The organism is Variovorax sp. MSC1_012, assembly GCF_023667525.1.
Lineage (GTDB): Bacteria > Pseudomonadota > Gammaproteobacteria > Burkholderiales > Burkholderiaceae_C > Variovorax > Variovorax beijingensis_B.
Window position 1 is genome coordinate 4698214 of the sequence record NZ_CM174443.1, and the last position, 18871, is coordinate 4717084.

At 68.1% G+C, this 18871-nt stretch carries 17 protein-coding genes; 5 read left to right on the forward strand and 12 right to left on the reverse strand.

The genetic code is table 11. The features are described from left to right. Position 1: 1 nt before the first annotated feature. The 5 genes from L1081_RS22040 to L1081_RS22060 are packed head-to-tail and all read right to left on the reverse strand — an operon-like array spanning position 2 to position 4239. Positions 2-550: a TIGR00725 family protein gene (locus L1081_RS22040; protein ID WP_489414079.1), complete on the reverse strand. Its 549-nt coding sequence runs from the start codon at positions 548-550 to the stop codon at positions 2-4. Beyond that, a complete protein-coding gene (locus L1081_RS22045; protein ID WP_145739522.1) occupies positions 501-1322 on the reverse strand; it encodes an ABC transporter permease in 822 nt (273 codons plus the stop codon). Before L1081_RS22045 ends, L1081_RS22040 begins: the two co-directional genes overlap by 50 nt. Positions 1323-1328: 6 nt before the next feature. Beyond that, positions 1329-2417 carry an extracellular solute-binding protein gene (locus tag L1081_RS22050; protein WP_489414080.1) on the reverse strand — a complete coding sequence of 363 codons (1089 nt, stop codon included), beginning with the start codon at positions 2415-2417 and terminating at the stop codon, positions 1329-1331. A gap of 29 nt (positions 2418-2446) precedes the next feature. Then, positions 2447-3475, reverse strand: coding sequence for an ATP-binding cassette domain-containing protein (locus L1081_RS22055; RefSeq protein WP_489414081.1), 1029 nt, complete (start codon positions 3473-3475; stop codon positions 2447-2449). Next, positions 3472-4239: an ABC transporter permease subunit gene (locus L1081_RS22060; protein ID WP_489414082.1), complete on the reverse strand. Its 768-nt coding sequence runs from the start codon at positions 4237-4239 to the stop codon at positions 3472-3474. The genes L1081_RS22055 and L1081_RS22060 overlap by 4 nt, the downstream gene beginning before the upstream one ends. Before the next feature lie 187 nt (positions 4240-4426). On the opposite strand from L1081_RS22060, the gene L1081_RS22065 reads away from it, so the two are divergent. Continuing rightward, positions 4427-5335 (forward strand): LysR substrate-binding domain-containing protein, encoded by a 909-nt coding sequence (locus L1081_RS22065; RefSeq protein ID WP_489414083.1) that lies wholly within the window; start codon positions 4427-4429, stop codon positions 5333-5335. A 163-nt stretch (positions 5336-5498) separates the two neighbouring features. Here the strand turns inward: L1081_RS22065 and L1081_RS22070 are convergent, their stop codons facing one another. After that, the gene (locus L1081_RS22070) at positions 5499-6341 is read right to left on the reverse strand and encodes a phosphotransferase (RefSeq protein WP_489414084.1); all 843 of its coding nucleotides are present in this window, start codon (positions 6339-6341) and stop codon (positions 5499-5501) included. 69 nt (positions 6342-6410) lie between these two features. Here L1081_RS22070 and L1081_RS22075 point away from each other — a divergent pair, with 69 nt between their 5' ends. Further along, a complete protein-coding gene (locus L1081_RS22075; protein WP_489414085.1) occupies positions 6411-7307 on the forward strand; it encodes a 2-dehydropantoate 2-reductase in 897 nt (298 codons plus the stop codon). On the opposite strand, the gene gorA is transcribed toward L1081_RS22075, so the two are convergent. Both gorA and L1081_RS22085 read right to left on the reverse strand, forming a co-directional pair. Beyond that, entirely contained in the window at positions 7304-8662 is a 1359-nt protein-coding gene (gene gorA, locus L1081_RS22080) for a glutathione-disulfide reductase (protein ID WP_489414086.1), read from the reverse strand. The two genes, L1081_RS22075 and gorA, sit on opposite strands and share 4 nt — an antisense overlap. 109 nt (positions 8663-8771) lie before the next feature. Then, positions 8772-10718: a DUF6600 domain-containing protein gene (locus L1081_RS22085; RefSeq protein ID WP_489414087.1), complete on the reverse strand. Its 1947-nt coding sequence runs from the start codon at positions 10716-10718 to the stop codon at positions 8772-8774. Between the two features lie 136 nt (positions 10719-10854). On the opposite strand from L1081_RS22085, the gene L1081_RS22090 reads away from it, so the two are divergent. Next, positions 10855-12918, forward strand: coding sequence for a PEP/pyruvate-binding domain-containing protein (locus L1081_RS22090; RefSeq protein WP_489414088.1), 2064 nt, complete (start codon positions 10855-10857; stop codon positions 12916-12918). 9 nt (positions 12919-12927) lie between these two features. Here the strand turns inward: L1081_RS22090 and L1081_RS22095 are convergent, their stop codons facing one another. The 3 genes from L1081_RS22095 to L1081_RS22105 all read right to left on the reverse strand — a co-directional run bounded on the left by L1081_RS22095 (position 12928) and on the right by L1081_RS22105 (position 16716). After that, positions 12928-14895 carry a TRAP transporter large permease subunit gene (locus tag L1081_RS22095; RefSeq protein WP_489414089.1) on the reverse strand — a complete coding sequence of 656 codons (1968 nt, stop codon included), beginning with the start codon at positions 14893-14895 and terminating at the stop codon, positions 12928-12930. Next, positions 14892-15512 carry a TRAP transporter small permease subunit gene (locus L1081_RS22100; protein ID WP_489414090.1) on the reverse strand — a complete coding sequence of 207 codons (621 nt, stop codon included), beginning with the start codon at positions 15510-15512 and terminating at the stop codon, positions 14892-14894. The genes L1081_RS22095 and L1081_RS22100 overlap by 4 nt, the downstream gene beginning before the upstream one ends. Before the next feature lie 88 nt (positions 15513-15600). Next, a complete protein-coding gene (locus tag L1081_RS22105) occupies positions 15601-16716 on the reverse strand; it encodes a TRAP transporter substrate-binding protein (protein ID WP_489414091.1) in 1116 nt (371 codons plus the stop codon). Between the two features lie 219 nt (positions 16717-16935). On the opposite strand from L1081_RS22105, the gene L1081_RS22110 reads away from it, so the two are divergent. Then, complete coding sequence (locus L1081_RS22110) at positions 16936-17349, forward strand: rhodanese-like domain-containing protein (protein WP_489414092.1); 414 nt, start codon at positions 16936-16938, stop codon at positions 17347-17349. A 57-nt stretch (positions 17350-17406) separates the two neighbouring features. Here L1081_RS22110 and lysM read toward each other — a convergent pair whose 3' ends face one another. Next, entirely contained in the window at positions 17407-17868 is a 462-nt protein-coding gene (lysM, locus tag L1081_RS22115) for a peptidoglycan-binding protein LysM (protein WP_124961184.1), read from the reverse strand. A gap of 133 nt (positions 17869-18001) precedes the next feature. On the opposite strand from lysM, the gene L1081_RS22120 reads away from it, so the two are divergent. Further along, positions 18002-18772 (forward strand): type III pantothenate kinase, encoded by a 771-nt coding sequence (locus tag L1081_RS22120; protein ID WP_489414093.1) that lies wholly within the window; start codon positions 18002-18004, stop codon positions 18770-18772. Positions 18773-18871 lie beyond the last annotated feature (99 nt).

Genomic DNA, 18871 nt, shown 5'->3' on the forward strand with positions numbered 1-18871 from the left:
CTCAGGCGAGAAGACAGGCCAGCACCTTGGCGAGCATGTCGTTCACATCCGCAGCCTGCACCGCGCCCGGCAGTTCGACGTCGCCATGCATCACGAACACCGGCTTGCCCCACTTGAGCCCCATCGCCATTTCCGACAGCGTGCCCATGTTGCCGCCGATGGCGACCAGGCATACGCCGCTGCGCGCGATGATGCCGTTGCGCATCTCGCCCATGCCGGTGGGAATGGCCACGCTGAGCCATGCGTTGGCGTTGCGGTCGTCGTCCTCGGGCAGGATGCCCACGGCAATGCCGCCGGCCTCGGCGGCGCCGCGCGAGGCCGCGGCCATCACGCCGCCGCGTCCGCCGCAGACCACCGCCATGCCCGCACCGGCCAGCGCATGCGCCACGGCGTAGGCCGCCTCGCATTCGGCCGGGCCGCCGTCGCCGGGGCCGAGGATGGCCACCGGCTGGCGGTGGCGCACCGGCCCCTGCTGCTTCTGCGCCAGGCGCGCCAGCGCCTCAATGACCGGCGCCGGCCGCACCGCGCTCGCGCCTTCGCGTAAGGACATCGCCCACTCCCATCACGATCACACACACCACCATCAGCACCAGCGACAAGGCCGCTGCCACCGCAAAATCCGAACCGCCGTCGCCCACCTGCGCGAACAGCATCAGCGGCAGGATGTTGAGCTGCGTGCCCACCAGCGCCAGCGCCGTGCCATAGGTGCCCATCGCAATCGCGGCCACCATGCAGGCGTTCGACAGCACCGAAGGCATCACCTCGGGCAGCACCGTGTCCCGGAAGGCCCGCGCCCGCGAGGCGCCCAGCGTGCGCGCCGCCTGCGCGGGGCGCAGGTCGAGGTTGGCGAACACCGGGTAGAGGGACAGCGCCACGCGCGGGATCAGGTAGTAGGCATAGGCGAAACCCAGGCCCGAGACGCTGTAGATCCAGCTGCCGAGCGCGGCCGGGTCGGCGCCCAGGCCGGCCAGCAGCTGCGTCACGAAGCCCGCGCGCCCGAAGGCCAGGATGAAGCCGTAGGCGATCACCAGGCCCGAGAAGGCCAGCGGCAAGCCCAGCAGGGTCATCATCCACTGGCGCCGGCCCTCGGGCTGGCGCGCGAGTTCGATGGCGATGCAGGTGCCCACCAGCGCCGAGATCGCGCCGGCCGCGAGGCCCAGGCCCAGCGTGTTGCGCAGCGCGCCCAGGAACAGCGGGTTGCCGAACAGCCGCCCGAAGGCACTGCCGCCGTCGCCGAAGGCCTCGGGCAGCAGCGCCGCCAGCGGCACCGCGAAGAACAGCGCCATGAAGGCCCAGGCGGGCCAGGCGCCAAAGCGTCGCATGGCGGCCTACTTGCCCAGTGCGGCCTGCGCCCAGAGCTTGTCGACTTCGGCCTTGCGTTCCGAGGCCTTCACCACGTCGAGCGGGCGGATCTGCGGCGCGGCCGGCATCTTGGCCGCCACGTCGGCACTCAGCGGCGTGCCCGGCACGGCGGGGCGCACGAAGCCCTGCGCGAACAGCGACTGGCCCGCCTCGCTCATGATGAAGTTGAGCCACAGCTTGCCGGCGTTGGGGTTGGGGCCGTTCTTCACGAGGCTGATCGCGTACGGTGCGGCGACGCTGGCCTCCTTCGGAATCACCACCTCCACCGCATCGCCCATGCCGTCGACATGCTTGGCCTTGAGGCCGTCGTTCTCGTAGCTGATCCAGACCGGAATCTCGCCCTTGAGGAACTTGGCGTACGGCGTGGTGCCTTCCACGCGCAGCACGTTGCCGGCCGCATGCAGCTTGCCGAGGTAGTCGGTGCCGGGCTGCACGCTGTCGACGCTGCCGCCGTTGGCATAGGCCGCGGCGAAGGTCAGCACCTGGCCGATGCCGGTGGAGCGCGGGTCGAGGTAGACCACCGTGCTCTTGAACTCGGGCTTGAGCAGGTCGGCCCAGCCGGTGGGCACGCTCTTCACGAGCTTCTTGTTGACCAGGAACGCGATGTTGAGCGTGTGGATGGTGAACCAGCGGCCCTCGGCCTCCCGGAACACCGGCGGCAGCTTGTCGAAGTTGACGGGCTTGAAGGGCGCGACCACGTCCTTCTTCGCGGCGTCGACGGCCGAGGCCGCGAAGTAGTAGGCGGTGTCGGCCTGCGGGCGGCGCTTGGTCTTCTCCAGCGCGACCACGGTGGCGGCCGAGCCGATGTCGTTGTAGGTCAGCTCGATCTCGGGATAGCGCTTTTTGAAGTCGCGGAACAGCGACTTCCAGTTGGCCCATTCGGGGCCGGTGTCGAAGGAGACGCACAGGCCTTCCTTCTGCGCCTCGGCGTAGAGCGCCTTCTCGCCCGCGTAGAGCTCGGGGCCGTCGAAGGCGAAGGCGGTGCGGGCCGCGAGCGTGGCCAATGACAGTACGGGCAGTGCGCCGGCGGCCTGGATCAGATGTCTGCGTTGCATGGTGGTGGCTCCTTGGAAGGAAAAAAGGTTCAGTGGTCGAGCAAACGGAGGTGTTCGGGCGCGATGGCAATCGCCTCGGCCGCGGGTGTGGCCGATTCGGCGAGGAAGGGCCTGGGTGCGCCGGCCACCTCGAAGTCGTAGCGCGTGAGTGCGCCCAGGTAGCGCTGCGCGCCGGTGCGGCCCGCGAGCCGGTTGATGCTGCCGGCGGGCGGATCGGCCTGGATGTGCTCGGGCCGCACCAGCACATGCACCGCGCTGCCGGCGGCGCGGCTGCCCGTGGGTGCGGCGAGTTCGGCAAAGCCGAGGTCCAGCCGGTCTGGCGCGCCGATCTTCGCGGGCAGGATCGTCGAGAGCCCGACGAACTCGGCCACCGCGCGGCTCGCGGGGTTCTCGTAGATCTCGCGCGGCGTGGCGATCTGCAGCAGCCGGCCGTCCTTGAGCATCGCCACGCGGTCGGCCATCACGAGCGCCTCTTCCTGGTCGTGCGTGACCAGCAGCGTGGTTGCGTTGAAGCGCTGCTGGATCGAGCGGATCTGGTCGCGCAGGTGGCCGCGCACGCTGGCGTCGAGGGCCGAGAGCGGCTCGTCGAGCAGCAGCGCACGCGGATCGATGGCGAGTGCGCGCGCCAGGGCCACGCGCTGCTGCTGGCCGCCCGAGAGCTGTGCGACCGCGCGCTGCGCATACTCGCCGAGCGCCACCACGTCGAGCAGCTCCTGCGCGCGCTTGCGGCGTTCGGCCGTGGCCACCTTGCGCAGCTTGAGTCCGTAGGCCACGTTGTCGAGCACGCTCAGGTGCGGAAACAGCGCATAGCTCTGGAACACCATGCCGATGTGGCGCTGGTGCACCGGCGTGCGCGACATGTCTTCGCCGTCGAGCGCGATGCGTCCGCTGTGGCCCGTCTCCAGGCCCGACACCAGCTTGAGCAGCGTCGACTTGCCCGAGCCGCTGGGCCCGATCACCGCCACCAGCTCGCCCGTGCGTACGTCGAGCGACACCTCGTGCAGGCCGTGCGTGCTGCCCGGGTAGTTGTAGCTGACGTTATCCAGAAGGAGGCTCATGCGCGTTGCTTCACCAAAGAGGAAGAAAGAAGGGCCGACGCGCTCGCCAGCACGAGAAGAATGACGGTCGCCGCGCAGGCAAAGCCCGTCGCGCCGTAGAAGGCCTGCAGCAGCACCACCGGGTACGTGCGGTTCTGGAAGCTCGTGAGCAGGTTCGACAGCCCGAACTCGCCCACCGAAATGGCGGCCACCATCACCAGCCCGCTGATCAGGCTCTGCCGCAGGCTGGGCAGCACGATGCCGATGAACTGCTGCCAGCCCGAGGCGCCGAGCGTCGCGGCCGCCTGTTCGAGCCGGCCGAGGTCGAGGTGGCGCAGGTCGCTCAGCAGCGTGTTGGTGAGATAGGGCAGCGTGAGGATCGCGTGCGCCGCAATCAGCAGCGGCATCGAGCCCAGCCAGGGCGCGAGGTCGGTGTTGAAAACGATCATGTAGCCGAAAGCCAGCGTGATGGTCGGCACCGCGATCGGCATGGCGCTCACGATGCGCGCCGCCAGGCTGCTGCCGCGCCCGGCGCCGTGGTACAGCGCATAGGCCAGCGGCAGCGCCAGCACGGTGTTGATCGCGCAGGCCGACATCGCCACCACCAGGCTGCTCGCGAAGGCCCTGCGGAACGAGGGGTCGAGCCAGAGGTCGAGGTACCACTGCCCGGTGATGCCCGTGGGCAGCAGCGTGTTGGTCCAGTTGCCGCCGAAGCTGCCGACCAGCAGCAGGGCGATCGGCAGCAACAGGTACAGGCCGTAGATGAGCGAGATGCCGCGAACCAAGATGATGTCCCCCGATGTCTTGCGCAGCCGGCATACTTTCCGAGTGCGCTACCTTTTGCGCACGGCCAGTTGCCGCGCTCCAGCGAATTCTAGGAAGCACATGCGTACTTATGGGTGAAAGCTGGATGACGACGCTTGAGCAATCGGAAAGTGTTTTTCACGGAGTTTTCATCGACCGGAGCCATGCATGAAGCGCGACTGCCCCACCATCCAGGAACTGCTGGCCTTCGACGCCGTAGCGCGCCACCAGAGCATCACGCTCGCGGCTGGCGCCCTGTGCATCACGGTGAGCGCAGTCAGCAAGCAGATCGCGGGGCTCGAGGCCTTCCTGGGCCGCGAGCTGCTGCAGAAGAACGGCCGCGGCGTGCAGCTCACGCCGCAGGGGCGGGTGTACTGGCAGAAGATCTCGGGCGGCCTGCGCGCCATCGAGACCGCGACCTTCGAGGCGCGCTCGGGCGATGCCGGCGCCGGCCTGCTCACGCTCGCGAGCGTGCCCACCTTCCTCACCAAGTGGCTCATTCCGCGCGTGCCGGCCTTCAGCCAGAAGAGCCGCCATGTGATGCTGAGCTTCAGCCGCCACCTGGAGCCGAGCGACGGCATCCCGGCCGGCGTCGATGCCGCCATTCGCTACGGTCCCGACGGCTGGCCCGGCGTGGTGTCCGAATACATCGCAGGGCGCGAGTTCGTGCTGATCGCGGCGCGCGCGCTGGTCGAAAAACGCCACCGTATCGTGCAGCCGGCCGACGTCGTCGCCCACACGCTGCTGCATCACGAGGGCGCGCCCACCGCCTGGCGCGAGTGGGCCTCGCAGCACGCCGTGCCCGAGGTGCAGACCGTGGCCGGGCCGCGCTTCGCGCAGTACTCGGCGCTGATCCAGGCGGCGCTCAATGGGCTGGGCATCGGGCTGGTGCCGAAGCTGCTGGTGCAGGAGGAACTGTCTGAGGGATCGCTGCTGAGCCCCTGCGGCACGCCGGTGCGCGTGGACCAGGGGCACTACCTCTGCTACCGGCCGGACCGGCTCGACCTGCCGGCCTTCGCGGCCTTCCGCGAATGGCTGATGGCCGAGGGCGCGAAGTCGCGCGGCACGGAGGTCTGAACGCGAGGCTTCTTCAGCCTTGGCTGACGAGATTCAGCGCTGGCAGCGGCCCGCCCGGGACCTGCTGCATCGCGCCGCCGGTGACGGGGCAAAAGTCAGAAGTTTCGCAACTTGCCGAACATGCGACCGGCCCTTTGAAAGGTATATGCCCACATCTCGTCGGTCAGCACGCAATAGCGCGCGAGAAAAAGCAGTGAGCGAATTTCGGCAAACTGCATGAAGAGGGGGAGGACGTATTTCTCGATTGCCGACAACGGGCGGATTTTTCGTATCCGGCGACCAATGCAGTGATCAGGCCACCGGAGGCTGGACCACTCTCGTCTGCGAGATGCCAGGCGGCAGTTCCGAGATCGATCACGAGGGGGCCACGGCCGAAGTCATCGAAATCGAAAAATCCGGCTCGACCCCGGTGAACGCGAACGTTGCCGGTCCAAGCGTCGCCGTGACACAGGCCGCTTGGCAGGGCGCGCAGTTCGGGCCGTTGCAAAGTTGCAAGGTAGTCATGCGCGATCTTTCTCGCGACGTCTTTGCTCTGGCGAATGCGATGGAGTGCCTGTAGAGAATCCTGGACGATCGCGACCGGATCGAGGCTGCGCACTTCGCCGCCAATGATGGTTGGCATCGCCAGATGCAGGCGCGCGAGCGCCGCGCCAAATTGCTCCATGCCGGCGCGAGTGAGGTCAAAACCATCGCCCTCGACGCTCTCGAAAAGGCAAGCAAGGCGCGATTCGCCGCCCCAGGCGATTTCTAGAACGTAGGTTCCATCCTTGGCCGCAACAGGACGGCTGACGGCGACGTCTGCATCACCCTTGAATTCTGTCAGCAGGCAGATCTCAGCTGCGATCTGCGGCAGAGGCCTTCCCGATCTCCGATAGAGGCGCAGGTAGAAAGTGTTTGCTGCTTCGCGGACCCGGTAGGTCCGGTTCACTCCGCCAACAACCAGCTCCAAGGCTGCAAAACTGCGTGCATATCTTGAAGAAAGCCAGTCCTTGTCGATATCGGTCACATGGTGATTTTGCAACGGCCGACCGATTAACCTCAGAGGCTCTCGAAAACAAGCTCGAAAGGTGAATCGATGAAAGTCGCAGTCATGGGCGCCGGCGCAGTCGGCTGCTACTACGGCGCCATGCTGGCGCGCGCGGGCCACGAGGTGGTGCTGATCGGCCGGCCTTCGCATGTGGAGGCCGTGCGCGCCCACGGGCTGCGTCTGGAGACCCGGACCTTCGACGAACACGTGCCGCTTGGCGCGAGCACCGAGCCCAGCGCGGTGCAGGGCGCAGACCTCGTGCTCTTCTGCGTGAAGTCCACCGACACCGAAGCGGCCGCGGCGCAGATCCGGCCGCATCTCTCGCCCGATGCGCTGGTGCTCACGCTGCAGAACGGCGTCGACAACGATGAGCGCGTGCGCGCGGTACTGCCGTCCAGCGAGGTGGCCGCCGCCGTGGTCTATGTGGCCACCGAGATGGCCGGCCCCGGCCACGTGAAGCACCACGGCCGCGGCGAGCTGGTGATCGCGCCGTCGCGCCGCATCGAACAGGTCGCGCAGCAGCTGGTGGCCGCCGGCGTGCCCACGCAGATTTCCGGCAACGTGCGCGGCTCGCTCTGGGCCAAGCTGGTGCTGAACTGCGCCTACAACGCGCTGTCGGCCGTGTCGCAGCTGCCCTATGGCGAGCTTGTGAAAGGCGTGGGCGTGGCCGAGGTGATCCGCGACGTGGTCGCCGAATGCCTGGCCGTGGCCAAGGCCGACGGCATCGAAATCCCGGGCGATACCGATGCGGCCATCCGCGGCATTGCGCAGTCGATGCCCTCGCAGTATTCATCGACCGCGCAGGACCTCGCACGCGGCAAGCCCAGCGAGATCGACCACCTCAACGGCTTCGTCGTGCGCCGCGGCGAGGCGCTCGGCGTGCCCACGCCTGCCAACCGCGTGCTGTTCGTGATGGTGAAGCTGCTCGAAAACAAGCAGCGCTAGCCGGGCATCGGTTCGCGCATCGTCACGAACTCTTCGGCCGCTGTCGGGTGGATGCCGATGGTGCTGTCGAACAGCGCCTTCGTCGCGCCCGCGCGCATCGCCACCGCAAAGCCCTGCACCACCTCGCCCGCATCGGCGCCCACCATGTGCAGGCCGACCACGCGGTCGCTGGCCTTGTCGATCACCAGCTTCATGAAGGTGCGCTCGGCGCGGCCCGACAGCGTGTGGCGCAGCGACTTGAATTCGCTCGAGAACACCGCCACGTCGCCGAACTTCGCGCGCGCGTCGAGCTCGGTGTAGCCGCAGGTGCCGATGTTGGGGTGCGTGAACACGGCCGTCGGAATGAACTCGTAGTCGAGCCGGCGCCGGCCCTTGCCGAACAGTTCGTCGACCACCACCATCGCCTCGGCCAGCGCCACAGGCGTGAGCTGCACGCGCGTGGACACGTCGCCCACCGCGTGGATCGACGGCACCGAGCTGCGGTAGTGCGCATCGACTGCGATGGCGCCGCGCTCGTCGAGCTTCACGCCCGCCGCTTCGAGGCCCAGCCCCTGGGTGTTGGGCACGCGGCCGGTCGCAAAGAGCACCGTGTCGGCTTCGATCTGCTGGCCGCGCGCGAGCGTGACCGTGAGCCCGTGCGCCCCGCGCGTGATCGAAGTGGCCTCGCAGTTCAGCCGCACGTCGATGCCCGCCTTGCCCATCTCGTTGGCAAGGAACTGCCGCACGTCGTCGTCGAAGCCGGTGAGCAGGTGCGCACGGCGGTGCAACTGCGTCACCTGGGCACCCAGGCCGTTGAAGATCGATGCGAACTCGCAGGCGATGTAGCCGCCGCCCACCACCAGCAGGCGCTTGGGGAACGGGTCGAGGTCGAACATCGCATCGGAGATGGCGATGTGCTCGCGGCCCGGAATGTCGGGTACGTAGGGCGTGCCGCCGGTGGCCACCAGCAGATGGCGCGCGGTGTGGCGCTTGCCGTCGACCTCGACCGTGTGGCCGTCGAGCAGCTGCGCCCAGCCGCTGACCAGCACCACGCCGGAATTCTTCAGCAGCGAGGCATACACGCCATTGAGCCGCTTGATTTCCTTCGCGCGCTGCGCCTTGAGGTGAGCCCAGTCGAATTTCGGCGCCTGCGGCAGCTGCCAGCCGTAGCCTGCGGCTTCCTCGAAGGATTCGGCATAGCCGGCTGCGTAGCTGTAGAGCTTCTTCGGAATGCAGCCCACGTTGACGCAGGTGCCGCCGAGCTCGGCCGCCTCGGCCAGGCCCACGCGCACCCCCTGCTGGGCCGCCGTGCGAGCCGCGCGCACGCCGCCGCTGCCGCCGCCGATGACGAAAAGATCGAAGTCGAATGTGCGCATGGAAAAGACGCTCCTTGGCGGCGACTGTAGCCGCCGGCCAAGGGTGCCGCTTGCGGCGGGACTTGCGCGGTGCGACGGCGCTGCCGCGCGGCAGCGCCTTGATGGAGGCTCAGCGCTGGTCCGGAGAGCTCATCAGCCTGCGCCGGTCGTCGCCGCCGCGTTGGCCCGGCTGAAGCTGCGGCGGCTGCGGTGAGGGTGCAGGCGCGAAGCCGCGCTGCTGCTGGAGGGCGCGCACCTGCGCTTCCTGCGCCTGGCGCATCGCGTTCTGCTGCGCCTGTTGTTGCGCCTGGGCCTGCTGCTGCGCCTGCACGGCGCGCTGCTGCATCTCCTGCTGCTGGCGCAGCATCTGTTGCTGGGCCAATGCCTGCTGCTGTGCCGCGCGCTGTTGCTGCTGCATCTGCTGCATTTGTTGTTGTTGCTGCAGGGCTTGCGCCTGGGCTGCGCGCTGCTGCATCTCCTGCTGCTGCCGCAGGGCCTGTTGCTGCTGGATCTGCATCTGCTGTTGCTGCTGTTGCTGCTGTTGGCGCTGTTGCCACTGGTCCTGTGCGCCGCGCTGCTGCCACTCCTGCTGCTGACGCGAGCCCTGCTGGCGCTGCCATTCCATTTGCTGTTGTTGCTGCATCGCCTGGACCTGCTGCGCCTGCTGCATCTGCCGGATTCGCCGCGCCTGCTCGTAGCGCAGTTCCTGCTGCTCGCGCGCCATCAGCTGCGTCGGCGGCGCCACCGCGGCCGGCCGGCCGAAGCCGCCGCCGAAGCCGTGCATCGGGATGCCCGGCGCCGGCGCCACCGGCACGCGCGCGAAGCGGTCGTCCGGCAGCCGCACGAGGTCGCGCCGGCCGAAGGGGCCGCGGCCGAAGCGGTCGGCCGGCAGCACGGTGACGGCACCCGCCATCTGCTGGTTGGCATAGAAGCCGCTGCGCAGCTCGGCCTGCCGGTTCCGGTAGGCCGCCATGCGGTTCACCTGGTCGAGGTAGCGTTGGCTCGCGCGGTAGCCGGGCCGCCATGCCTCGCCGGGGGCCAGCGGGAACCAGCCCACGCCGCTGCGGCCATCGCCGATCTGCAAGGCGGCATTGGCGCCGCCGCCGCCCACGAAGCCGACCAGCGCGGGCGAGTACACGGGCCGTGCGGCCGGCCGTCCCGGCACCCAGGCCCAGCGCGGTCCCAGGCGCGCCCAGCGGCCATAGTGGAAAGGCGCAAAGCCCCATGGCGCGGCGTCGACCCAGGTCAGGCCCCACGGCGCGATGTTGACCCACTGGCCGTCGCGGTAGGGCGCCCAGTCGGCGTCCACGTTGCGCGGGAGCCAGACGTCGCCGTAGGTCGGGTCGCTCTGCCAGTCGCCGTAGGCGTCGAGCTGCTGGTAGCCGACGACCTCGCGCGACACGTAGCGTGCGGAGATCGACTGGTCCTCGATGCGGTTGCGCTCGGCCACCCAGGCATCGAAGCTGCCGCTTTGCGCCGGTGCGCCGCCCACCGCGGCAAGGTTGCGGCCCGACACGGTGAGTTGCTGCCGCGCACCCAGCGATTGCGATTCGCCGTTCTCGCCGTGCAGCGTGACGCGGCCCGAAGCCACCGCGATCCAGGTGGTGCCGGCGGCGGGGTCGGCCGCCACGCGATATTCGCCGGGCGCGTCGATCACGACCGCGAGGTTGCCGGTGTCCACCTCGACACGCTGGCCCGCGAGGTCGTCGCGCACGCGCAGCTGCAGGTTGCCCTGGTTCGCGGTGAGGCGCACGGTGTCGTCGTCGAGTTCGGAGAATTCGACATGCGTCTGCCCATCCATGCGCAGCGCCGCCGAGCCGATGTGAACTTCGGCGCGCGCATTGCGGTCGGTCCAGAGACGGTCGCCGGTAGTGATGGGGCGGTTGGGCTGCGCGTCGTACCAGCTGTCTTCGCCGGCGGGCGCGAAGCTCACCGTGCCCTGCTGCAGGTTCAGGCGCGCCACGCGTCCCGGCGGGTCCTGCTGCGCGCTGGCCGCCGCACCGAGGCACAGCAGCACGAGGCCGAACAGCCATCGGTGCAATGGCCGGTGAAGATCGAGAAAGGCGGGGCGGTTCATGGTTTGTCTCCGGTTCCCGGGGCGGATAAAGCGATGGATATGTAACGCGCGAGAATCCGCTGCCGCTGTCAGCGCATGTCCCCTGCTTGGTGAAGCGCGCGCACATTCGGCAACCGCTTGTAATCGAGGACTCGGCATGAAAAACAACAAGAACGCCTGTGCAGCGGGCGAACTGCGCTACCCAAACAATAGCGCGGCGCGATGGATGGCAGTGCCCGTGTGCGCCGCGCTGGCCATTGCCGCTGTGCCCGCGCACGCGCAGCTTGCGCGCAAGCCTTCCTACTACCAGCAGCAGAACAGCAACAAGTCCGCCCCGGAAGGCGCACAGCTTCCCGCGCGTCCGGCTGCGCCCGCGTCGCTGCCGGTGCTGCGCAGCCGCAGCGACTTCGACACCCTGGCCCGCGTCTACGACGCCGGCACGCCGATGCAGCTGGCCCACGTGCTGTTCGCCGTCGACCGCCGGGCCCGGCCCGTGCGCACCTACTACATCGACACGCCGCGCTACCAGCTGCATGTGCGCTTCGTGCGCGAGACCGGGCTTGCGCCGCGCGCGGGCAAGCGCGAGATCGACCGCAACTACCTCGCACCCGATCGCCGCTTCCTGTTCGGCACGCTGAGCTGGCAGCAGAACATCGGCAGCTTCACCTACGAGTTCTGGGAAGGCGACCGGCTCACTCCCGCGCTGCTGCGCGAGGCCGCTACACAGGTGAAGGCCAGCTTCTTCGTGCCCGTGAAATTCAAGACCAATTCCACGCTGCACGAACGCATCGCGAAAGAGGCGGGCATCGACTTCGTCAGCCAGGAAGCGTTGATCCGCGAGCAGCCCTACATGCCGATGAATCTGGGCACGGCCACGGGCCGCGTGCGCATCGTGGACGAGGCCTCGGGCGCGAACGCACTGAACGCGCTGCTGCCCGACGACATCGCCGTGCTGCGCCAGGTGCCGATCGGCCTGCCGCCCGTGGCCGGCGTGCTGACCGAGCGGCCGTCCACGGCGCTGTCGCACGTCAACCTGCTGGCCAAGGGCTGGGGCATTCCCAATGCCTATGTGCGCGATGCCGCGGCCGTGCTGCGCGAGCATGCGGGGCAGTGGGTGGCGCTCAAGGTGGCCGCATCGGGCTACCAGGTGCGCCGCCTCACGGCGGAAGAGATCGCCGCGCAGCCGCCGCGCGCGGCGCGTGCGGCGGCCACCGGCTCACTGCCAGGCAGCGGCAGGGCCGCGAAGCCCGACCTGCGCGAGACGCGCCTGCTGCAGCTCGCCTCGCTGCGCGCGCGAAACAGTGCGCAGTGCGGCGCCAAGGCCGCCAACCTCGGCGCCGTACTGGCCGCGCGCATTCCGGGAACCTCCGTGCCCGACGGCTTCTGCATTCCCTTCGCGCACTACGACCGCTTCATGCGAACGAACGGCTTGGCCGAGCGCATCGCGCGCATGCGGCAGCAGCCCGGCTTCGCGGGCGATCCGCAGATTCGGCAGAAAGCACTGGCGCAGTTGCAGGGCGAGATCGTGCAGTGGCCGGTCGATGCGGCCAGCGCGGCGGCATGGCGGGCCGCATGGCAGGCGCAGCTCGGCGGTGGCGGCGTGTTCGTGCGCAGCTCGTCCAATTCGGAAGACCTGCCGGGCTTCAGCGGCGCGGGGCTTTACACCACGGTGCCCAACGTCAAGACCGGCGACGCGCTCGAACTCGCGGTGAAGAAGGTCTGGGCCTCGGTGTTCAACCCCGAGGCCTGGGAGGCGCGCAGCGCCGCGGGCTTCGGCGCCGAGTCGGTGCTGATGGGCGTGTTCGTGCAGACGGCCATCGATTCCACCAATGCCGGCGTGATGATCACGCGCGACCCCTTCGACGCCGGCCACCCGCACGTCACCTACATCTCGGCCAAGCGCGGCATCGGCATCCGCGTGGTGGAGGGGCGGCGCGTGGCCGAGCAGGTGATGTACTCGAGCTGGTCCAAGGCCATCCAGGTGCTCAGCCGCTCGGCCGAAGAGACGGCGCTGCAGCTGGACAAGGACGGCGGCGTGAAGGAGGTGCCGGTGGAGGCCGGCCGCTCCGTGCTGACGGACGAACTGGTGCTGCGCCTTGCTGGCGTTGGCGCTGCCGTGAAGCGCACTTTCGGCGGCGTCGACCAGGACATCGAATGGGCCACCGTGGGCGAGCGCATCGTGCTGCTGCAGGCGCGGCCCTATGTGGAGCGGCGCCGCTGAATCCGCGGGCTACTTGTAGAGCAGCTGCGGCAGCCACAGCCCGATCTGCGGCCAGATGTAGAGCAGCACGATCGCCAGCACCTGGATGCCCATGAAGGGCAGCATGCCCAGGAAGATCTGGTTCAGCGTCACGTGCGGCGGGCTCACGCCCTTCAGGTAGAACGCGGCCATGGCCACGGGCGGCGAAAGGAACGCGGTCTGCAGGTTCATTGCCACCAGCAGGCCGAAGAACAGCGGATCGACGCCGAAGTTGTCGAGCAGCGGAATGAAGATCGGCATGAAGATCACGATGATCTCGGTCCACTCCAGCGGCCAGCCCAGAAGGAAGATGATCACCTGGCTCAGCACCAGGAACTGCACCTTCGTGAGGTTCATGCCGAGCACCCACTCCTCCACCAGCGCCTGCCCGCCGAGCAGCGCGAACGCCGCGGAGAAGATGGCCGAGCCCACGAAGAGCCAGCACACCATGGCCGAGGTCTTGGCCGTGAGGAACACCGATTCCTTCAGCACCGCGAGGTTGAGCCGCCGGTAGGCCGCCGCCAGCAGCATGCCGCCCAGGGCGCCCATGGCCGCCGCTTCGGTGGGCGTGGCAAGGCCCAGCACGATCGAGCCGAGCACCGAGAGAATCAGCAGCACCAGCGGGAAGAACGAGGCCAGCAGCATCTTGAAGATCTCGAGCCGCGCAAAGCTCAGGAACAGATAGAACAGCGTGACCATCGCGCCGAGGATGGCGAAGGTGACCCACCACCAGGTGGGTGCCGGGCGTACCGAGGCGCCTTCCGCCGCGGGTGCGGTGGCGGCGGACGGTTGTGCCGGCGCCGCTTCGGCCGGCGCGGCGGATTCGGCAGCTGCGCCCGGCGGTTCCGCGAGCGGGCCGGAAGAGGGCGTGTCCTCCGAAGGCGGCTCCTGCAGCCCGCCCTCGGCCGGTGGTTCCTGCAGTCCTCCGGTGGAGGGCGGCTCCTGCAACCCGCCCGCGCTTTCGCCTTGCGCCGCAGAGCCGCTGCGCGTGGCGCCGATCTCCTCGATGTCGTAGCGCGCCTGCGCCTCGACCGTGGTCACGGCCTGGTAGCTGAAGCCGGCAAGCAGCAGAAAGATCAGGCCGGGCATCGCGACGATGCCCAGCTGCCGCAGCACGTGCGAGAACGGGACGCCGGCATTGCGCCGGCCCTTGAGCAGCCCGACCACCGCATGCGCGGCCGGGCTGTCGGCCAGCCGTTGCGACAGCGCAGGCAGCGGCACCGTGCGCTCGGCCTGCGACAGCGGCGGCGCCCATTGCGGCTTGAGCCGCGCGATGATGATCACGTACAGCACATAGAGCGATGCGAGCATCAATCCGGGAAAGAAGGCCCCCGCATACAGCTGCACCACCGAGACGCCCGCCGTAGCGCCATAGACGATCAGCAGCACCGAGGGCGGAATCAGGATGCCCAGGCACCCGCCCGCGGTGATCGCGCCGGCGGCCAGTGGCACGCTGTAGCCCCCGCGCAGCATCGCCGGCAGCGCCAGCAGGCCCATCAGCGTGACCACCGCGCCGACGATGCCCGTGGCGGTGGCAAAGATGGTGCAGGTGACCAGCGTGGCCACGGCCAGCGCGCCCGGCAGCCGCGCGAGCGCCAGGTGCAGGCTCTTGAACAGCGACTCGATCAGGTTCGCGCGCTCCACCAGGTAGCCCATGAAGACGAACAGCGGCACGGCGATGAGCACGTCGTTGGCCATGGTCTTGTAGGCCGCCTGCACCATCAGGTCGAGCGTTCGGTGCCAGTCGCGCTCGTAGGCCAGCCAGGTGAAGAGCATGCCCATGCCCATCAGCGTGAAGGCCGTGGGAAAGCCCAGCATGATCGCCACCACCACCAGCGAGAGCATCAACAGGCCCAGGTGGCCGTTGGTGATGGTGTCGGCGCTCACCAGCACCGCTGCCGCGCCGATCACGATCAGCGCCATGAACGACAGGCCGAACCAGAGTTCGCGGCGGATCATCGCGCGGTCTCCCTGGCTGCCACCACGCGGTCGAGCGCGGCGATGTCCTCGTCCTTCACGTGCACCATTTCCTTGAGCTTCTCGACGTCGACCTCTTCCACGTCCTGCTCGCGCGAGGGCCAGGCGCCGCTCTGGATGCACTGCACGCAGCGGATGATCTCGACCACTCCCTGCAAAAGCAGCGTGAAGCCGGCGAGCGGAATGACGTACTTGAAGGGATACAGCGGCAGCGGCTCGGCCGAGAAGGTCTGCTCGCGGATGGCGAGCGATTCGCCCGCGTAGATCCAGCCCGCCCAGGTCAGTGCGACGATACCCGGCAGGAAGAAGATGATGTAGAGCACCAGGTCCACCAGCGCCTGCGTGCGCGGCCGGAAGAACCCGTAGAGCACGTCGCCGCGCACATGGCCGTTCTTCGAGAGCGTGTACGCGCCGGCCGTCATGAACATGGCGCCGTACAGCATGATCTGCGCGTCGAGCACCCATGCATGCGGGCGATTCAGCACATAGCGCGAGAACACCTCCCAGCTGATCAGCAGCGTGAGCAGCAGCGCGCACCACGCGAAGGTCTTGCCGATCCAGGTCGAGAAGCGATCGACGGCCAACAGTAAAGATTGCATCAGGAAGAACTCCTCGCTGCGGCCGGCGCAGCACGGACAGGCAAGAAAGAGGGCACCGAACGGGTGCCCTCGGGTCACCGGGTCGGTCTCAGGACTTCTTGGCCTTCGCACCGAAATAGTGGTTGTAGGCCATCTTGAAATCGACCGTGTAGTCGTTCTGCCACTGGCCGGCGCGTTCCGCGAAGGCCCGCTGGGAGTCGAGCACCTTCTTGAACATCGGGTTCTCGGCCGCCTTCTTGGCAACGGTCTTGTCCCACGATGCCAGCTGCGCGCGCAGGATGGGGTCGGGCGTCTTGTAGAACTTGATGCCGGCCTTCTTGAGTTCGATGTAGTCCTGCGAATTGCGCTGGATGGCCTTCCAGCTCATGTCGGCGCTGGAGGCCTGCACTGCATAGTCGATGATCGACTTGAGCTCGGCCGGCAGCGCCGCGAGCTTGCCCTTGTTGAAGAGAATCTCGAACTGCTCGCCCGACTGGTGGAAGCTCTGCAGCATGCAGTTCTTGGCCACGTCGGGAAAGCCCAGCACGCGGTCGCTCGAGGCGTTGTTGAACTCGGCCGCGTCGATCAGCCCGCGGTCCAGCGCAGGCACGATCTCCCCGCCCGGCAGCGGGTTCACGGCCGTGCCCATGTCGGTGAACACATCGACCGCCAGGCCCACGGTGCGGAACTTCAGGCCCTTCATGTCTTCCACCTTGGCCACCGGCTTCTTGAACCAGCCCAGCGGCTGCGTGGGCATGGGGCCGTAGAGGTAGGACACCACGTCCAGGTTCAGGCTCTTGTAGATTTCCTCGATCAGCGCCTTGCCGCCGCCGTAGTTGTGCCAGGCGAGCACCATGTTGGCGTCCATGCCGAAGCCGGGCCCCGAGCCCCAGAGCGCGAGCGCGGAGTTCTTGCCGTACCAGTAGGCCACCACGCCATGGCCGCCATCGAGCGTGCCCTTGGCAACCGCGTCGAGCAGCTGGAACGCGGGCACGACCGAGCCCGCGGGCAAGACCTCGATCTTCAGGCGGCTTCCCGCCATGTCGTTGACCTTCTTCGCGAAATCCTGCGCATATTCGTGGAAGATGTCCTTGGCCGGCCAGGTGCTCTGGAAGCGCAGCGAGGTGGTCTGGGCCATGCTGACCATTGGCGCCGACATGGCGCCTGCGGCCACGGCGGCACCCTTCAGGAGGTTGCGGCGGCGGGGCGATTTGCTGTCTGTCATCTTGTCTCTCTCCATACAATTTCTGACCGAAGAAACCCTGCCCGCCTTCTTGGCGTGATGTTCGGCAGGCCCACACGCATCTTTGGCGCGCTGGAATATGTGACAAACAGGGTTTTCACGAACTGGTGAAAAATTCCATCATCCGGCGAGGACGCAGAGCAACGTAAAGACGGCTGCTGCCAGTGAAGTAACCCTATCGATTGGAAGGAATGAACAAAGATGACTGAACCCGTTGGGGAAAAGGGCTATGCGGGCGACGTGACGCCCGAGCAGGCCGCGCAGTGGATGGCAAGCGGCGAGGCCGTGCTGGTGGACGTGCGCACCGACGCCGAGCGCGAATGGGTCGGCTACGTGCCCGGTGCCGTGCCGCTGGCCTGGAAGCAGTGGCCCGGCATGACGCTCAACCCGGCCTTCGACGGCGGCATCCGCGCCGCGGGCGAGGACGGCAACAAGAAACTGGTACTGCTGTGCCGCAGCGGCGTGCGCTCCATCGCCGCCGCCCGGCGCGCCACCGAACTGGGCCTGAAGGCCTACAACATCCTCGAAGGCTTCGAGGGCGATCCGGACGAGAGCGGCCACCGCGGGCAGATCGGCGGCTGGCGCAAGCGCGGGCTGCCCTGGAAGCAGAACTGAACAAAAAAGGCCCACCGAAACCAGTGGGCCTTTTTCATTGCAATTGGGTGAATCAGCTCAGAGCACTGGAATGCGCAGCTTCTGCCCCGGATAGATCTTGTCCGGATGGCTCAGCATCGGCTTGTTCGCCTCGAAGATCGCGTTGTACTTGTTGGCGTCGCCGTAGTACTTCTTGGAGATGGCCGACAGCGTGTCGCCCTTCACCACGTCGTGGTACTGCGCCGGCGGGGCGGGCGGGGCGACCAGGTTGTTGTCGACGCTCGTCACGTTGGCCACGTTGCCCGCGGCAAGCGCGGCTTTTTCGCTGGCTTCCTGCGAAGGCGCCTGGCCGGCCAGGGTCACCACGCCGCTGCTCGCGGTGTAGGTCACTTCCAGGCCCGTGAGACCGAGATTCTGCGTCTCGATGTAGGTCTTGATGGCTGCCGCGGCCTTGGTGTTGGCGTCCGGCTCGGCCGCCTGAGCCGACGATCCGCCGAACAGCTTCTCGCCGGCTTCCTTGATGAAACTAAGCAAACCCATGGTTCTCTCCTTGCGCCTTGGTTGAGGGAATCGCGAATGTAGCGGCGAAACCGGGCACGGGCGCGTAGGTCCGCGCCGCGTGTGTCAACGATGCGCCAGCATCGATAACAACAAAGTCGCAATAATCCCGCCCATGGCATCCCCCTTCCTTGCGATCGACATCGGCAACACCCGCCTCAAATGGGCGCTCTACGATGCGGCGCATCCGGGGGCCGCGCTGCAGGCGCATGGCGCGGAGTTCCTCGACCACATCGAGCGGCTGGCCGACGGCCCCTGGGCCGACCTGCCCGCGCCCGGCGCCATGCTCGGCTGCGTGGTGGCCGGCGATGCGGTGCGCCGCCGCGCCGAGGAGCAGATCGTCGAGCGCTTCGATTGCGCCCCGCGCTGGGTGGTGTCGAGCGCGGCCGAGGCCGGCATCATCAACGGCTACGACCATCCGACACGGCTGGGCGCCGACCGCTGGGTGGCGATGATCGGCGCGCGCCACCGGATGCTGGGCGCGGGGCCGGCGCGGCCGATGGTGGTGGTGATGATCGGCACCGCCGTGACGGTCGAGGCCATCGATGCCGGCGGCAAGTTCCTGGGCGGGCTGATCCTGCCGGGCCACGGCATCATGCTGCGCGCGCTGGAGTCGGGCACCGCGGGCCTGCACGTGCCGACCGGCGAGGTGCGCGAATTCCCCACCAACACCAGCGATGCGCTCACCAGCGGGGGTACCTATGCCATTGCCGGCGCGGTCGAGCGCATGGTGCAGCATGTGCGCTCGCACTGCGGCGCCGAGCCCGCCTGCTACATGACCGGCGGCGCGGGCTGGAAGATGGCGCCCGTGATGAACGGGCATTTCGAACTGGTCGAGAGCCTGATCATGGACGGCCTGCTGGTGATCGCCCAAGTACGGGGCTAACCCCCAGTCTTCGCGCACTTCGTGTCGCTGCGCCCACCCCCTTGCAGGGGGCAACACCAGCGGCCCGGCAAAGCCGGTTCCGCGGTGTTTCTGGCCTGA

Bases quoted from the DNA above. Each gene is read 5' to 3' on its own strand.
- L1081_RS22040 (WP_489414079.1), bottom strand. From the start codon at position 550: ATGTCCTTACGCGAAGGCGCGAGCGCGGTGCGGCCGGCGCCGGTCATT.
- L1081_RS22045 (WP_145739522.1), bottom strand. From the start codon at position 1,322: ATGCGACGCTTTGGCGCCTGGCCCGCCTGGGCCTTCATGGCGCTGTTC.
- L1081_RS22050 (WP_489414080.1), bottom strand. From the start codon at position 2,417: ATGCAACGCAGACATCTGATCCAGGCCGCCGGCGCACTGCCCGTACTG.
- L1081_RS22055 (WP_489414081.1), bottom strand. From the start codon at position 3,475: ATGAGCCTCCTTCTGGATAACGTCAGCTACAACTACCCGGGCAGCACG.
- L1081_RS22065 (WP_489414083.1), top strand. From the start codon at position 4,427: ATGAAGCGCGACTGCCCCACCATCCAGGAACTGCTGGCCTTCGACGCC.
- L1081_RS22075 (WP_489414085.1), top strand. From the start codon at position 6,411: ATGAAAGTCGCAGTCATGGGCGCCGGCGCAGTCGGCTGCTACTACGGC.
- gorA (WP_489414086.1), bottom strand. From the start codon at position 8,662: ATGCGCACATTCGACTTCGATCTTTTCGTCATCGGCGGCGGCAGCGGC.
- L1081_RS22085 (WP_489414087.1), bottom strand. From the start codon at position 10,718: ATGAACCGCCCCGCCTTTCTCGATCTTCACCGGCCATTGCACCGATGG.
- L1081_RS22090 (WP_489414088.1), top strand. From the start codon at position 10,855: ATGAAAAACAACAAGAACGCCTGTGCAGCGGGCGAACTGCGCTACCCA.
- L1081_RS22095 (WP_489414089.1), bottom strand. From the start codon at position 14,895: ATGATCCGCCGCGAACTCTGGTTCGGCCTGTCGTTCATGGCGCTGATC.
- L1081_RS22100 (WP_489414090.1), bottom strand. From the start codon at position 15,512: ATGCAATCTTTACTGTTGGCCGTCGATCGCTTCTCGACCTGGATCGGC.
- L1081_RS22105 (WP_489414091.1), bottom strand. From the start codon at position 16,716: ATGACAGACAGCAAATCGCCCCGCCGCCGCAACCTCCTGAAGGGTGCC.
- L1081_RS22110 (WP_489414092.1), top strand. From the start codon at position 16,936: ATGACTGAACCCGTTGGGGAAAAGGGCTATGCGGGCGACGTGACGCCC.
- lysM (WP_124961184.1), bottom strand. From the start codon at position 17,868: ATGGGTTTGCTTAGTTTCATCAAGGAAGCCGGCGAGAAGCTGTTCGGC.
- L1081_RS22120 (WP_489414093.1), top strand. From the start codon at position 18,002: ATGGCATCCCCCTTCCTTGCGATCGACATCGGCAACACCCGCCTCAAA.